The organism is Ectobacillus soli (genome assembly GCF_042610425.1).
Lineage (GTDB): Bacteria > Bacillota > Bacilli > Bacillales > Bacillaceae_G > Ectobacillus.
In genome coordinates this window covers 1,615,806-1,631,557 of record NZ_JBGJZM010000001.1, presented here as the reverse complement: position 1 = coordinate 1,631,557, position 15,752 = coordinate 1,615,806, and the positions used below count along the sequence as shown (strand labels likewise).

The 15,752-nt window shown below is 39.2% G+C and carries 15 protein-coding genes and 1 riboswitch; of the genes, 7 read left to right on the top strand and 8 right to left on the bottom strand.

Annotation, left to right across the window (positions count from 1 at the left end; translation table 11 throughout):
* Window positions 1-109: 109 nt before the first annotated feature.
* A complete protein-coding gene (locus ACAN53_RS08480; RefSeq protein WP_379968966.1) occupies window positions 110-1,153 on the top strand; it encodes a CPBP family glutamic-type intramembrane protease in 1,044 nt (347 codons plus the stop codon).
* A 167-nt stretch (window positions 1,154-1,320) separates the two neighbouring features.
* On the opposite strand, the gene ACAN53_RS08475 is transcribed toward ACAN53_RS08480, so the two are convergent.
* Complete coding sequence (locus ACAN53_RS08475) at window positions 1,321-1,503, bottom strand: DUF3913 family protein (RefSeq protein ID WP_379968964.1); 183 nt, start codon at window positions 1,501-1,503, stop codon at window positions 1,321-1,323.
* A 199-nt stretch (window positions 1,504-1,702) separates the two neighbouring features.
* Between ACAN53_RS08475 and ACAN53_RS08470 the strand changes: the two genes are divergently transcribed.
* Window positions 1,703-1,921 (top strand): hypothetical protein, encoded by a 219-nt coding sequence (locus tag ACAN53_RS08470; protein ID WP_379968962.1) that lies wholly within the window; start codon window positions 1,703-1,705, stop codon window positions 1,919-1,921.
* A 54-nt stretch (window positions 1,922-1,975) separates the two neighbouring features.
* Complete coding sequence (locus tag ACAN53_RS08465; RefSeq protein WP_379968960.1) at window positions 1,976-2,377, top strand: SseB family protein; 402 nt, start codon at window positions 1,976-1,978, stop codon at window positions 2,375-2,377.
* A gap of 63 nt (window positions 2,378-2,440) precedes the next feature.
* Here the strand turns inward: ACAN53_RS08465 and ACAN53_RS08460 are convergent, their stop codons facing one another.
* On the bottom strand, window positions 2,441-3,364 hold the full coding sequence (locus ACAN53_RS08460) for a S66 peptidase family protein (RefSeq protein WP_379968958.1): 924 nt from the start codon (window positions 3,362-3,364) through the stop codon (window positions 2,441-2,443).
* A gap of 95 nt (window positions 3,365-3,459) precedes the next feature.
* On the opposite strand from ACAN53_RS08460, the gene ACAN53_RS08455 reads away from it, so the two are divergent.
* On the top strand, window positions 3,460-4,539 hold the full coding sequence (locus ACAN53_RS08455; RefSeq protein ID WP_379968956.1) for an NAD(P)H-dependent flavin oxidoreductase: 1,080 nt from the start codon (window positions 3,460-3,462) through the stop codon (window positions 4,537-4,539).
* 60 nt (window positions 4,540-4,599) lie between these two features.
* Here ACAN53_RS08455 and dltD read toward each other — a convergent pair whose 3' ends face one another.
* The 5 genes from dltD to ACAN53_RS08430 all read right to left on the bottom strand — a co-directional run bounded on the left by dltD (window position 4,600) and on the right by ACAN53_RS08430 (window position 8,893).
* Complete coding sequence (gene dltD, locus ACAN53_RS08450) at window positions 4,600-5,775, bottom strand: D-alanyl-lipoteichoic acid biosynthesis protein DltD (protein ID WP_379968954.1); 1,176 nt, start codon at window positions 5,773-5,775, stop codon at window positions 4,600-4,602.
* Window positions 5,772-6,011, bottom strand: a complete 240-nt coding sequence (dltC, locus tag ACAN53_RS08445; protein ID WP_379968952.1) for a D-alanine--poly(phosphoribitol) ligase subunit DltC — start codon at window positions 6,009-6,011, stop codon at window positions 5,772-5,774. Before dltC ends, dltD begins: the two co-directional genes overlap by 4 nt.
* A 64-nt stretch (window positions 6,012-6,075) precedes the next feature.
* Window positions 6,076-7,224 (bottom strand): D-alanyl-lipoteichoic acid biosynthesis protein DltB, encoded by a 1,149-nt coding sequence (gene dltB, locus ACAN53_RS08440; protein WP_379968950.1) that lies wholly within the window; start codon window positions 7,222-7,224, stop codon window positions 6,076-6,078.
* Window positions 7,221-8,732: a D-alanine--poly(phosphoribitol) ligase subunit DltA gene (gene dltA, locus ACAN53_RS08435; protein WP_379968948.1), complete on the bottom strand. Its 1,512-nt coding sequence runs from the start codon at window positions 8,730-8,732 to the stop codon at window positions 7,221-7,223. The genes dltB and dltA overlap by 4 nt, the downstream gene beginning before the upstream one ends.
* A gap of 14 nt (window positions 8,733-8,746) precedes the next feature.
* Window positions 8,747-8,893, bottom strand: a complete 147-nt coding sequence (locus ACAN53_RS08430) for a teichoic acid D-Ala incorporation-associated protein DltX (RefSeq protein WP_379968946.1) — start codon at window positions 8,891-8,893, stop codon at window positions 8,747-8,749.
* Between the two features lie 250 nt (window positions 8,894-9,143).
* Here ACAN53_RS08430 and ACAN53_RS08425 point away from each other — a divergent pair, with 250 nt between their 5' ends.
* Complete coding sequence (locus ACAN53_RS08425; RefSeq protein WP_379968944.1) at window positions 9,144-10,310, top strand: amidohydrolase; 1,167 nt, start codon at window positions 9,144-9,146, stop codon at window positions 10,308-10,310.
* A gap of 265 nt (window positions 10,311-10,575) precedes the next feature.
* On the opposite strand, the gene ACAN53_RS08420 is transcribed toward ACAN53_RS08425, so the two are convergent.
* On the bottom strand, window positions 10,576-12,045 hold the full coding sequence (locus ACAN53_RS08420; protein ID WP_379968942.1) for an amino acid permease: 1,470 nt from the start codon (window positions 12,043-12,045) through the stop codon (window positions 10,576-10,578).
* Between the two features lie 98 nt (window positions 12,046-12,143).
* A riboswitch (Lysine riboswitch) is annotated at window positions 12,144-12,335 on the bottom strand.
* Window positions 12,336-12,596: 261 nt separating this feature from the next.
* Here ACAN53_RS08420 and ACAN53_RS08415 point away from each other — a divergent pair.
* Entirely contained in the window at window positions 12,597-14,168 is a 1,572-nt protein-coding gene (locus ACAN53_RS08415; protein WP_379968940.1) for a peptide chain release factor 3, read from the top strand.
* A 409-nt stretch (window positions 14,169-14,577) separates the two neighbouring features.
* On the top strand, window positions 14,578-15,546 hold the full coding sequence (locus ACAN53_RS08410) for a DMT family transporter (protein ID WP_379968938.1): 969 nt from the start codon (window positions 14,578-14,580) through the stop codon (window positions 15,544-15,546).
* Window positions 15,547-15,752: the final 206 nt, after the last annotated feature.

Genomic DNA, 15,752 nt, shown 5'->3' with positions numbered 1-15,752 from the left:
TTATACAGAATATTTATCAAAAGCACGAATTTTTCTTTTTTCCAATTGAAAAGTAAGAAAATTGTAGTGAAATGCTGTAAAATGAAGAGTAAATGAAAAGGGTTTGGAGGTGTTTTCTATTTCAGCTACATTTGCGAATATTAAACTTCGAAGCTTTTTCTTGTGGATGCTGTTAGGGGCTTTCGTTGTCATCGTGCCGTTATATCTTTTTTCAAATGACGGTTCTGTAAGTGATAGTATATTTACGGTATGTACCGATTCACTTGTTTTTTTCGCCTTTCCCATACTCTGGCTTTCATATAAAATGAAACATCAAAACTTGCAGTTTCGAAGTTTTCTAGATCGTCCTATGAAATGGGACTGGAAGTTAATTATTCTGGCAACAGTAATGGGGATGCTTTTTTCCTACGGAATTTCAACAATTGAATTTTATATTTTATCGTATGTGACACCGAATTATATTATTAATATATTGAATACAGATCAGACTATCGATAATTACAATTTGTTTACAACCATTTTTAGCATTGTATCCGCATGCGTGTTTGCTCCGATAATGGAAGAACTTATTTTCAGAGGCTTTTTCCTCAATCGACTTAGCTATAAATGGGGCATTCGAAAGGCTGTATTGATTTCTTCAATCATGTTCGGCTTGGGTCATTCTGATGTGCTTGGTGCTACTCTCTTTGGCATTACGATGTGTTTGATTTATATAAAGACAAGAAGCTTATTGGTGGGAATGGTTGTTCACTCATTGAATAACTTAACTGTGAGCATGATTCAACTAATGGGTCCGGCAGATGTAAATCATGCACAGATACAATTATCTGATTTGCAATCCATTCCTGATTTAATATACTCTGTTATTGCTGTTATAATAAGTCTTGTTTGGTTTATTCCTTTTATTTGGAAAGGATGGAACCGCGCAGTAGAGGAAGGATTGCCTCTTTTGAAACGAATTCATCCGGTTAGGGACGAAGAAGAAGACGTGATTCGAAAAGTACGAATTGCCGAAGATGCAATGGCAGTTGACTTGCCGGATGAAATCGTCAACAAGCTTCATTTAGAAGAAGATGATTATGTAAAGCTAGAGATGGACGGAGAAAAGTTAATTATTACAAAGTCTAACCAAAGTCATTCTATGATATTATGAAGAGACCCTCATGTAGGGTATTTTACATAAAAAAATCCAATTTCATGTAGTTAACATGAAATTGGATTTTTTTATGTTAGTTCCTCCGGCCAGAAAGGCAAAAAGTACCTTTTTGAGCGGAGAACTTCTGCCCTATGGAGCTGAACGAACCGGAAATGCTTTTCGTTTTACCCGATGACGATTTCTACTTTGAAGTTTCCACCTTTTTTGATATATTTGATGTCCATTACGGTGCGGACTTGATCGATGATTTCTACTTTTTCTCCTATGCGAGGAATAACGGGTACGTTTTCCCAGATTCCTAATAAGTCAGATTCCTTTTTTTGTTGTTCGTAAAACCAGATTTTCATACTGTGACCCCTTTCATCGCCGTAAACTTATTTTTATACATAATATATCATATTTATTCTATTTTGCAATGATTCTATTCTTTTTTTTGTGCTTTTTCGCATGGGAATGTTACAAAGGGGTGATTTCCCTATTTTTAGGATAGGAAAATCTAACCAATTGTATTAAAATAATATGTAGAGCATATGGAAGGGGAAAATAATGATTTTTTATGATGAAATGATGCAGGAGTGGAGACGTCTGTGGGACAGGATGCTAGAGCTTGAAAAAAAGGTTGAGGAATCTATTCAAGTAAGCGAAGCATGGTATGTTTGCAAGCGTATCGTATATGAAATAAATGTAGTCATCCCTTTTTTATTGTTACTAGAGGTTGCTCGAAAATTTACGGTAGAAGAATTCGCTTTTTCTAGAAATGATTAGGAATTGTTTGTATAATGGTGGTTACACCACCAAGAGAAGTGAGGATGTAATCGTATGACAGAATATTCGGCATTAACGAAGGTTGAAACGTTAGTCGTACTTGCTAAGGATGATAAAAAGCGTCGGAAAGAATTTTATGAAGCCTTGCTTGATATAAGCTTGTATACGTTTGGCACGTTAGAATCAGAAAAGGACGCACTGCAAGGAACGGTAAAACTCCGTTATTTTCAAGGAGATAGCAGATGGATTCTCCCGATTTTTACTCGGATTTCTTATATGCAAGAAGCAATTCCAAGTGAAATATCAGCTATAACGATTCAAGGTAAGAAATTGTTTGAAATCATAGATCCTGATGCAACTGTAGTGTTAAATATTGGTACGGAAGTGAGTAAGACTTTCACACCTGAGGAAATTAAAGATATTGCTAGCGGTAGAATATTTACGTTGTATTCATAAAAAAAGGAAGAATACATAAAAAAGTGGATACGATGATTTCCATCATATGTATCCACTTTTTTGTCAGCAGGGAGAAGCGACGCCCGGCTCTAGTAATAGCGTTCGGTCTAATCCGTTCATAACGGCATATCCGCCCAGCGGAATGGCATAGTTTGGTCGGCAATGACCGATAGGAAATCCCCCAAGGATAGGAACTTGGGCCGAAACAATATGGTCATACACGATGCGTGTTAGGGAAAGAGATTGCTTCCCTTTTTTCGGTTCGCAGTCGTGGAAATCCGCTATAATGATGCCAGCGCAGTTTTGCAGCTTACCGGATAGCCGGAGCTGGTTAAGCAGACGATCAATGGCATAAGGCTCTTCGTCCACATCCTCCAGTAAGAGGATGCGGCCGTTAGTATCTATTTCGTAAGGGGTGCCAAGCGTTCCTACAAGTACAGTTACATTTCCGCCAACGATGGGAGCACGTATACTATGAGAAAAGACTGGATAATCGTGCTGCGTTGCATATAATGTAAGTGATCTAGGAATAAATAGCTGTTGTAATGCGGATAGGGAGTGAGGATGAACGGTTGTTGTACCATATTCTTCTGACATCGGTCCATGAAAGGTTATCATCTTAGCCTGCTGAATCATGACCGTATGTAAATAAGTGATATCACTGTATCCCCAAAAAATTTTCGGACGTAGAAGCAACGGGGTGATATCTAAATGAGGAAGTAATCGTGCGCTTCCATATCCACCTCTCGCACAGAAAATTGCCTTGACGTTAGGATTTTCGATAGCATGTTGTAAGTCCTCAATCCGTAAATCATCACTCCCAGCTAAATATCCATCTTGTTCAAAAATATGACGCCCTAGTTGAACATCCAGACCGAGCTGCATAAGATAGTGCTGCATCAAACGTACCGCCTCTTCTTTTACAGGACTTGCAGGTGCAACAATTTGTACGGTATCTCCTCTAGCAAGAACAGATGGTTTGTTCATGGATTCATTCCCCCTCTTTGCAATATATGCAGAGAATACAAGGATTTTACTACCAACAATAGAAGGTAAGTTTATACAAACAAAGGAGGGTTTTCATGGTAGAAACAAGACTAACTAGCATGCTTGGTATAAAGTATCCGATTATTCAAGCAGGAATGGCTGGAACTGTAACAACGGCAGAACTGGTGGCGGCAGTGTCAGAGGCTGGGGGTCTGGGTACACTTGGTGCAGGGTATATGAGACCAGATGCTATTCGTAGGGCGATTGCTGACATACGTAAGCGTACATCAAAGCCATTTGCTGTAAATTTACTTATTGTAAGAAGAAGATTATTGGATAATCAAACCATTGAAAATGGAAAACGCATACTTCGTCCTATGGAACAACAGCTTGGTGTAAAAGAGCTAAGCGCAGCTATACAAGAAGAGGATTATCACGAGAAGCTAACCGTTTTAATTGAAGAAAAGGTTCCTGTTGTTAGCTTTGCCTTTGATATTCCATTTGTAAAGGAAATGCACGCGCTTAAGAAGAATGGCACACTTGTAATCGGGACCGCCACAAATGTAAGAGAAGCAAAAGTTCTTGCTAATATTGGTGTAGATGCAATTGTAGGGCAAGGCAGCGAGGCAGGAGGACACCGTAGCACGTTTCTTGGTTCTGAGCAGCAATCATTAATTGGAACAATGGCTCTGATTCCACAAATCGTAGCAGCAATTCCTTCTATGCCGATTATTGCAGCAGGAGGAATTATGGACGGGAGAGGTCTCGTTGCCGCTTTAGCTCTAGGAGCAGCAGGGATACAAATGGGAACGGCATTTTTAACGTGTACAGAAAGTGGTACGCATCCTGTACATAAAGAGGCGGTCTTACATAGTCATGAACGGAGTACGGTCGTTACAAGAGCATTTTCAGGACGCTATGCGCGTGGAATTGAAAACACATTTATTAAGCAAATGCAAGGGAAAGAGCAGGAGCTACCTCCTTATCCGATTCAAAATTCTCTTACCTCTCCGCTTAGAAGTGCAGCCGCACAGCAAGGTAACGGCGATTATATGGCACTTTGGGCAGGGCAGGCATCAGCGCTTGCAAAAGAACGAACGGCGGCTTCATTAATTGAGAAAACGATAGTGGAAGCAAAGAATCGAATCATGGAATTGAAGGGATTCGGGTATTAATAGGAAAATGGAGTTTTGAAGAATCATCAAAAAAGGAAACACATCAAGTGTTTCCTTTTTTTACTTACCGTCATAAAATTGCTTCACTGCTTTGTCGACGTATATCCAACCTTTCCATCCAACATGAATGGTATCTTTCATGAAATATTGATCGTATTCATGATCTGAAAAGTCAGCAACTGCAAACCCAGATTGCTCAATTTGATCTTTTACTTTTTTATAGTAGGTTTGGCGTCGTTCTTTTGGAAATTCTGCATAGTCGTACCACGGTCCGTTTACAGGAACGGAGACGAATAATGCTTGTGCATGTTTTTGTTTTAATAGATCTAGTACCATTTGTAAATCGGTGTATTCGGGTGACGCATCGTATGATTCATTTGCTCGGTAGCCTTTTAGTTGGGACAATTTTGGGGCAATTTTATCATTATAGTAATCGTCGACTATGCCGTATTCATTTGATTGTGACCCACTTTTTCCCGATTGTTCGGCGCGATGTATGAGTTGATCCCACGAAAGATTTTTCAAATGGGGATCCGTATTTGGTTTGTGCCCATAAACGGCAACGAGAGAAAGTACAAAATCCTTTCGTTGTAAAATGCTTCGGTACACGTATGCTAGAGGTTTAACAATTTTTGCTTTCCATGTATGTACGGAGTCCGTATACACAATTCCTTCTAGCATTGTTGTAAGCAAGGAGTCCTTTTTTACTACTTCAAAGTCAAGCAGTCTCCTTGCAGCTTGTTTCTTAAGTATAGGATCTAATGTTTGATTAAAGAGAAAATCATAGGCTTGAACTGATGAAAAGTTTGGTGAAAAATGTTCATCATTTAATCCTTCTGCTACAAACCATTGCGGGGAAAGAATGAAGACGACCTTTTTCCCTTCTAATTGATTTGCATTTGCTGCAAGACTTAAGAAATGGGTAAGCGACTGCGTACCACCACGACCAATAAGAAATGGCGTAAAGCCATCAGGATTTACGCGAAAGTAGTTTGACGGATGGTATACATCCAAGCGAGACAGCTCTGATGAGCCGTACATCGGAAGGTATTTCGGATCCTCTAGCATCTTCTTCTGCAAATCAATTCCTTGAAATACGTTAGTACTTAAGGAATTTGCGGCTTCTTCCACTTTCGTATTGTTTAATAGAGATTGAAGGAACGAATTGGGAAGAAGTAGCAAAGTGCAAAGGATTAGCAATGCAAGAAGAATCGGACCAAACGTCGGTGTTTTCATTTTAACTCTTCCAATTTTTTGATAATTAAGTTTGGTGTAGCCCATTCATCACGGTCGAAATCAGAAATGGATACTTCAATATTTAAACGTTCTTGAATTTCTACTAGCAAATTAACAGTTCCAAATGAGTCAAGAATGCCTTCTTCAAATAGAAGAACATCAGGGTTTTCCTTTACAATATCGTTTTCGCATACTTCTTCAAGAAGGTCTAATACTTGGTCTTTTAAGTCATTCATGGTTACTATCTCCTTTTTCTTCAATCTTACATTCTTAGTACTTGCTCCCTGGCAAGGTGCAACGTTAGATAATCTTGCCTGAGAAGATGAGAAATCCAAAACATACAAAGTGGAACGTAAGCACAATCGAAACAGCATGGGTTAGTTTGTTGTTTGACCAGAACTTGTGCTTCTTGTTTAAACGTTCAAATACATCAAATAAAATAATAAGTAAGGCATGATATAGACCGTAAATAATATAATTTGTGTGAAGCCCGTGCCAAATGCCCATAATGAAAAAGTTTAAGAAAAATCCTGAGTAGGAAACGATGTACCGATCTTTAATAATCTTTTTCTTAGTCATGAGAAAAACAAAGCGCATATAAATATAATCACGGAACCAGAAGGATAAGCTCATGTGCCAGCGATTCCAGAAATCCTTAATATTACGACTAATAAATGGCTTATTAAAGTTTTCAGGAGTCTTAATGCCCATGAAATAACTAACCCCAATCGCAAAGGCACTATAACCAGCAAAATCAAAAAATAGATAAAAGCTGTACGCATACATATATATAAGCACTGATGTAAAGGAGTGCTTCATGACGAAATCTGCATGAAGAATATACTCGTTAATCAAATAGCCGATGATGAATTTATACAGAAATCCTTGGAAAATACGATTGATACCTATATAGAGAAGTTCCGTATATTCCTTGGATGACGGTGTTTTTATAATATCTTTTTGAAAGCGACGAAAGCGATCAATTGGACCAGATGTAATGGTTGGAAAGAAGAGAAGGAAACGGAGGAAGTCATATAGCGATAATTCCTTGATTTGTCCATCTCTTATTTCAATTATCATTTGCACCGATTTAAATGTTAAATAAGATATGCCGAGAAAGCCAATGGTGCTTGATGTTTGTAGAATCGGTACGATTTTCACAAGTACAAGCGGCAATAACGAAAGCAAAGTAGCAAGATAGAATGTACTTGCTTTGTTATTTCGCTTTCGCAACGGTAAATAGCTCTTTGCAAGTAAGACTTGCCATATCGTGTAGCCAATTAATGAAATGGCTTGCACGGGTTTACTTGCAAAAATAATAGCAAGTATAATCACCGTGATGACAGAGTTGTACGTCCGCAGTGATTTCCCTCGTAATCCAGCTATGATTGTAGGTGCAAGTAGAATCGTTATAATTACAAAATAAGTAAATGTTGCATACGGAATCATGCTGTAACCTCACTCAACAATTTTTTTCGGTCGACTTTTCCGTTTGCTGTCATCGGTATGCTTTCGCGATACATAAATTTTCGCGGAATCATATAGTTTGGAAGAAAGGATGCAATCTCTTTTTTTATGGCCGAGGTGAGCTGATATTCCTTTTCAAACATATGTTTCTTAGGAATTACTACTGCCAATAAGTGGTCGTAGGTTTCTCCTTTTTTAACAGGAATAATCACGGCTGCTTCAACATAGCTACTTGTTCTTAGTTGATGCTCAATTTCCTCTAGCTCCATTCGGTAGCCGTGTAGCTTAATTTGAAAATCCAAGCGACCATGGAAAAAGAGAAGTCCGTTTTGCATATGTCCGGCATCACCAGTCTTGTAAGCACGCTTACTACCTATGATTGTAAAGAATTTGTTTGTTAAATTAGGGCTGCCTAAATACCCGGTACTTACGCCCGGTCCAATAATTATAATTTCTCCCTTTTCTTCTTCCACTGCTTCGGTGCCGTCTTCCTTCATAATAAGTATCCGGCTATCTGATTTACAGTATCCGACAGGAAGAGCAGTATACTTACTTAAAATATCATCTGTTATTTCTAAGCTTGTAACGGCTACCGTGGTTTCGGTTGGACCGTATGTATTAATGATGCTTGCTTTTGGAAAACGTTCCTTTAGCTTGCGGGCAGTGTCGCTAGAAAGTACTTCTCCGCAAAAGAGGAAGGTGCGCATGTTCGGTAGCATTTCCTCGGTAAAGTCTGGCTCCATAAGGCAAATTTGCGCGAACGATGGTGTAGATGTCCAAACTTCCATTTGAGAATTTTTAAAGGAAGAAAATAATTCCTTTGGCTTAGCAATCATATCCTTATCAACAGCCCACAATGTGCCACCTGTTGTCAAGGATGAATACAAATCCATAACAGAGAGATCAAATGAGAACGGTGCTTGGTTTAAAAACACTTGGTTTTTTGCAATTGGAAAATCCGATTGCATCCAGCTTACAAAACTTTGCAAATTACCAAGAGTAATTTGCACGCCTTTTGGGTTTCCCGTACTGCCAGAAGTATAAATAATATAGAACGTATCCTCTTCTGTTACTTGCAGTGAAGGATTTGCAGCTTTTCCTTTATAGGTAGAAAAAATAGTTTTCATTTCTTCCTTTTGGACTGTCTGAATAGCAACATTAGAAATTATAGTATCTGCTGCCGATAAGAATAGTTTTGCACCAGAATTCGTAACAATATGGTGAATTCGATCTACAGGGATGCTGTAATCTATTGGAATGTATGCATGTCCAGCCTTTACACATGCAAGAAACATAACAATCATTTCCGGTTGCATATGACCATACACAATAATTGGTGCTGCATCCTTATCATGCTCAGCTATCCAATACGACAGTGCATCCGATTGTTCTTTTAACTGCCCGTATGTAATAGGCTTATCTCTCCATACGAAGGCATTTCGGCTCGGCTCTGTTTGTGCCCAATGTTCAATTTCTTCGAAAACATTCATGTTCTTACCCCGCTTTAAAACTCATTGTAAATAAACGTACTTGAATTTGTATCTTTAAATCCATATAGCCCTAGAAGAGCTAGAAGAATGAATAAATAATAGAGGGTTTTGACTACCCACTGCGTTAGTGGCCGAGACCACATACTTTGAATCGCTTTCATAAGTCCCTCCTCATTTACTTGCCGCGTACCAACTACCGAAATAAGGTTCATTTCTGATAGTATCACTCTTATGGCAAAAAGAAAATCCGTACCCCTTTCAAATAGCCATACATTACTAGCATATTTTTTTACTTTTTCCATATGGAATTAGAGAGGGGAACGCTAAAAAGAATCAGAAAATAGTATAGTACATTCTGCTTGAAATGTATATGTTAATACAAAAAAATGACTGGGGAAAGTGGTGAAGTGTGTGAATAATTTCCGTTATATTATTAATAAGGAAAAAATAGTGAATTGGAGACGGCATTTGCATAGCTATCCTGAGCTTTCCTTTCAAGAACATCAAACAGCACAATTTGTCTTCGATACATTACAATTGTTTCCTAATTTAGAAGTCGTTCGCCCAACAGCAAGTAGCATTATGGCTATATTAAAAGGAAGGGAAAAGGGAAGAACGGTTGCACTACGAGCTGATATGGATGCCCTTCCTCTTCAAGAGGAAAATGAGGTAAGTTATGCTTCTAAAATAAATGGTGTTATGCATGCATGTGGGCATGATGCACATACTGCTATTTTGCTTGGGGCAGCTGACATATTAACGAAGCATGTAGATTCCTTAGGGGGAGAGATTCGTTTTCTATTTCAGCATGCCGAGGAGCAATATCCAGGCGGGGCGGAGGAAATGGTGCAAGCAGGTGTGATGGATGGAGTAGATGCCGTACTAGGACTCCATATGATGTCTGGATTGCCAACGGGGAAGATTGGCATTGCCTATGGTCCGATGATGGCAGCACCAGATGTGTTCGACATTACAATAGAAGGAAAGGGGGGACACGCAGCTCATCCACAGGCATGTATTGACCCTATAGCTGTTGGTGCGCAGCTCATCACGAACCTACAGCATATTATTTCAAGAGGGACGGATGCTTTTGATCAACGCGTACTTTCCGTGACACAATTTCATGCCGGCACAGCCGATAACATTATACCAGAACGTGCACATATTATGGGTACCGTCCGTTCGTTTAAGGAGGATTTGCGCCGTGATGCAGAAGTCAAAATTCGGCAAATTACAAAGGGTATTGCGGATGCACACGGGGCAACCTTTACGTATTCGTATCGATATGGTTACAGACCTGTTATTAATGATCCTGATATTACGTCTCTAATCGAACGTTGTGCGGTAGAACTATATGGCGAGGAGGGAGTCGTTTCAATCGATCCTTCTATGGGAGGTGAAGATTTTTCTGCTTATTTACAACGAGCAAAAGGATGCTTTTTTAAGCTCGGATCGGGAAGCTCTCCGAGTACATCCTATCCACATCATCATCCCCGTTTTGATATTGATGAAGAGTCTTTATGTATTGGTGTGCAAATGTTTGTTCATGCTGTCCATAGCATGCTGCGTACGGAGTAATACGCTATAAAAAGAGCAGCTGTTAGAAACAGCTGCTTCAAGCTTCGGACTGGAGAGGGGTAAAAAGAACTATGTCCACTAGTAAGTATATGCAAATTGATAGAGAAAGCTTGTACATTTCAATCATTTTTTAAATATGAGGAAGAGTGTTGAAATAGATTAGGAGTTTGTCAAAAAAGGGGGTAACGTGTGTATTAAGCTGATTTTGAAGGGGTATATAAAAAGAGGGAAACTCATAAAATTGTGAGTTTCCCTCTTTCTACTTTTATTCTTCGTCAAACTCACATTCTTGAAGGGGAACCATCTTTGTTTTTTTCGCTACTTTATACCAAATCCAAACAATTAGAAAGACAGGTAAGCCAATGTAGGAGACAATGACGCTGTTCCAATCAATTTTGCCGTCTACAAAAGCAGAATAGCCTTGGCCGAGGATAACAATCGTACATAGAACAAGGGCGAATATAGGTCCAAATGGGAACCACTTTGCTCTAAATGGTAGATTGCTTATTTCTCGTCCTTGGGTTACATATGCTTTGCGGAAACGATAATGGCTAATTGCAATTCCAAGCCATGCGATAAAGCCTGACATTCCAGACGCATTCAAGAGCCATGTATAAACAACGCCATCACCAAATAATGAAGCAAGGAATGCTACAGCACCAATTGATGCTGTAACAATTAATGCATTTACAGGAACGCCGCGAGAATCAAGCTTTCCAAGAAACTTTGGAGCTTTTCCGTCACGGGCTAAATCCCAAAGCATACGAGTGGACGCATACATACCAGAGTTACCAGCAGATAATACTGCAGTTAAAATAATGGCATTCATAACAGATGCAGCAAATGCGATCCCTGCACGGCTAAATACGAGTGTGAACGGGCTAACAGTAACATCGCTGTTTGCTAAATCTGGGTTTGTAAACGGAATAAGACAGCTAATAACAAAAATAGCAAGCACATAAAAGAGAAGAATACGCCAAAACACACTTTTTACTGCTCGTGGAATAGATTTTTTTGGATCTTCAGTTTCTCCAGCAGCAACACCAAGAAGCTCCGTTCCTTGAAAAGAAAATCCAGCTGCCATGAAGACACCGATCGTTGCCATAAATCCACCATGGAACGGTGCATCCGCAATGGTAAAGTTTTGAAATCCAACGGCACTTCCACCAATGATGCCAAAAATCATAGCGGTACCAACAACTAAAAAGATAATAACGGTAACGACTTTAATGAGTGAAAACCAATATTCAGCCTCGCCAAACCCTTTTACAGATAAGTAATTTAATAGAAACATAATTGCTAAGAAAAGAGCGCTCCATAATAAGGAAGACGTTTGAGGGAACCAAAATTTCATAATCATTGTTACAGCTGATAATTCTGCCGCAATGGTAATAGCCCAGTTATACCAATAGTTCCAGCCTAGTGCGAATCCAAGAGAAGGATCGACGAATTTCGTTGCATACGTACTGAACGAACCGGCTACTGGCATATATGTTGCCATTTCTGCAAGGCTTGTCATGAGGAAGTATACCATTATCCCAACAGCGATATAGGACACAAGGGCTCCGCCCGGTCCGGCATTATGAATCGAATTTCCACTGGCGAGAAACAATCCTGTTCCAATGGTTCCGCCGAGAGAAATCATCGTTAAATGACGTGATTTTAATCCTCTGCGCAATTCAGTGTGTTTTGATGTTGTTTCATGTAATGAAACATTTCTAGCTGTACTTTCCATAAGTAACACTCCTAAAATTTTGATATGGAAGGAGTGGGGAATAAAAAAAGCCGTCAAAAGGATTTGACGACGTTATATACTACCCCGCATCATGCCTTCCGTAAGATAGCTCATCACATGTACCGGTTTTTGCACATGTGACAGTCCTGTTCCTATTCGAAAACAGTCCCAGCTCATGCTCCCAGAAAAAAGCACAAACTTCGGCAGCCTTTCCTTTCCAGACGGAGTCGGTCGATGTTCTCTGCATCTCGTCCGTCGTACTTTTAAAGGCCGCGACCTCTACCTCATCGGATTGATGAGGATTTTGTAAATATAAAATTATCGTAAAGACGATGTTTATTATAGATTACATTATGCTGAAGTTCAAGTATTATACAAAGAAAAATTGATATTTTCTTATGAGAATGATAAGTAGAACTTTAACTACGGGTGAGGATTTGATATGATAAGAAGTGCTGAGTAGAAGGAACTGGTGCGTTTTGTTTTGACTACGATGATATCTTACATCGTTAGATTTTTTATATACATTTTCATCGGAAAGGAATGCAATTATGATTAGTGAGCAAATGAATAAAGAAATTTCGTCACGTCGTACGTTTGCAATTATTTCTCACCCAGATGCTGGGAAAACGACATTGACAGAAAAGCTTTTGCTCCTTGGTGGTACAATCCGTTCAGCAGGGACAGTAAAAGCGAAAAAAACAGGGAAATATGCAAAATCAGACTGGATGGAAATTGAAAAGCAACGTGGAATTTCCGTTACATCAAGTGTGATGCAAATTTTATACAAAGACCATCGGATTAACATTTTGGATACACCAGGTCACCAAGATTTTAGTGAAGATACGTATCGAACGTTAACTGCAGTTGATAGTGCGGTCATGGTTATTGATGGAACAAAGGGGATTGAAGCGCAAACAATCAAGCTTTTCAAAGTATGTCGGATGCGAGGTATTCCCATTCTTACCTTTATTAATAAGCTAGACCGAGAAGGGAAAGAACCGCTAGAACTTCTTGCTGAAATTGAAGAAGTGCTTGGAATTGAATCGTACCCGGTTACGTGGCCTATTGGCATGGGAAAACGATTCCAAGGTACATATGATCGATTTGAGAAGAAAATAGAAGTATTCCGCGGTAACAAAGAATCTTTTTTCACTAACTTTGACGGTGAGCATATTACTGATGAAGTAAAAAAAGAAATTGATCCTTCTTACCTTGAAACTTTAACCGAAGAGCTAGCTTTATTAGATGAAGCAGGTAATGATTTTTCGGTTGAAAAAGTGAAAAATGGTACGTTAACGCCTGTATTTTTCGGAAGTGCGATTGCGAACTTCGGTGTACAATCATTTCTCGACGCATTTATTGAGTTGACTTCTTCACCACAGCCAAGAAATTCGACATCAGGAATGATAGGTCTTGATTATCCCCATTTTTCAGGATTTGTTTTTAAAATTCAGGCCAATATGAATCCGGCCCATCGCGACCGCATTGCATTTGTTCGTGTGTGCTCAGGTAAATTTGAGCGCGGTATGTCGGTGACGTTAGCACGTACGGGTAAAAAAATAAAGCTTGGTCAATCGCAGCAATTCTTAGCATCGGATCGAGAAACGGTTGAAGAAGCATATCCCGGTGATATTATCGGATTGTATGATTCTGGAACTTACCAAATTGGAGATACCATTATGGACGGAAATGATGTATTCCAATATGAAGCCTTGCCGAAATTCCCACCAGAATTGTTTATGAAGGTGCATGCAAAAAATGCGATGAAGCATAAGCAATTCGATAAAGGGATGACGCAGCTTGTACAGGAAGGAGCTGTGCAGCTCTACCGCACTCCGTTTTTTGGGGATTACATTTTAGGAGCAGTAGGGGAACTACAATTCCAAGTATTCGAATATCGAATGAAGGCTGAATACAATGTAGATATTGATATGGTTCCGATGAAGCATAGTATTGCCATGTGGACGAAAAAGGAAGAACTAGAAGACGATATGTTCGATTCACGCGTTATGCACGTCGAAGACCGCGAAGGAAATCCTGTACTTCTATTTGAAAATGATTTCGTATTCCGTATGTTCCAACAAAAGCATCCAAAAATGACATTGGAAAGCAGTATGTAAGGAAACTAGTAACAGACCGCCGTGCGAAAAAGTGCAGCGGTCTGTTTTTTGTGCAATCTTAAAACGCAGCAATTCCAAAGAAGCAAGAATCGCAAAAAGGTACCCTATTTTCGCAGTATTTATATTTATAATAAATTCATATGAAAAAAGCAAAAAAATAATTGGAAATGATCTACAATTGTCAACATCTCTTTGAAATAAAATATGGTTGAATTGACAACTTGCATACGATATATTGCATGTATAATTAAATAATACATGAATTGTGAAAAAATAAGATTATGCATGTATTCAATTTAAAGCTACTAGATTGAAAGTATAGATATAGTAGATTGTTCATCTCGCTAGTTGAACAAAAAGGCTAGACTTAGAAGAATTCTTACATAATAAAATGCTTGAGGTGACTACATTGCGACCAATTATTTTAGGAGTTTTGGCAGCTTTCTTTTTTTCTTCCTCCTTTATCTTTAATCGCTTTATGGAGCTTTCGGGTGGAAGCTGGATTTGGAGTGCATCATTACGGTATATGTTTACCGTTCCTTTTCTGCTGCTTTTGGTCATAATGAGAAGGGGAATGCGTCCTCTTTGGCAAATGTTGAAGGAGAAGCCAGGGACATGGCTTTTGTGGAGCTTTGTAGGATTTGGCTTATTCTATGCGCCGCTTTGCTTTGCAGCTGCCTTTGCACCAGGATGGCTTACGGCGGGAACGTGGCAAATTACGATTATATCTGGTTCCTTGCTGGCACCGTTTTTCTCGTTGACCCTTCAAACATCAAAGGGGCCTGTGAAGGTTCGGGGACAAATTCCAGGGAGAGGTCTTGCTATATCTAGCATTGTTCTAATAGGCATTGTTCTTATGCAGATGCAACAGGCAAATCATTTATCTTTACAAGAAGTTTTGCTTGGGAGTATACCTGTTCTATTTGCATCCTTTGCCTATCCACTAGGCAATCGTAAAATGATGGATGCTTGTGATGGGCGGTTAGATACGTATCAGCGCGTGTTAGGTATGACAATTGCAAGCTTACCTTTTTGGCTACTGCTTTCTGTATACGGGATCTTTACGGTTGGTTTACCAAGTCAAGGACAAATGTTGCAATCTTCTATAGTTGCGATTTGTTCAGGAGCAATTGCAACGGTTCTCTTTTTTCATGCAACCGACATGGTGAGAGGTAATATGCAGAAGCTAGCAGCAGTCGAAGCTACGCAATCTATGGAAGTATTGTTTACTGTAATGGGTGAATGGATATTGTTTCCTAATTCGTTACCTACCGCACTTTCTTGGTTCGGAATGTTGCTTCTTATTATGGGGATGATTATACATAGCTATGTTTCACATAAAGGTACAGTTACTCGTAAAGAGGAGGTAAGTGCGTAGTTTTCATGCAGAGCGCTTCCTATTGGTAAAAACATGTACGACTCTCGTAAATATGATATAATAAAAATAATCAAATTATACTGAAATTCTAACGTGGTGCTATTACATATGTAATAGCACCATGTGGCATTTTAAGGGTAACGATAAGGATTTTCATTATCGTAGCTATTAGAAAAACAGTTGATTTGGAACATAAAGGGGGAGAA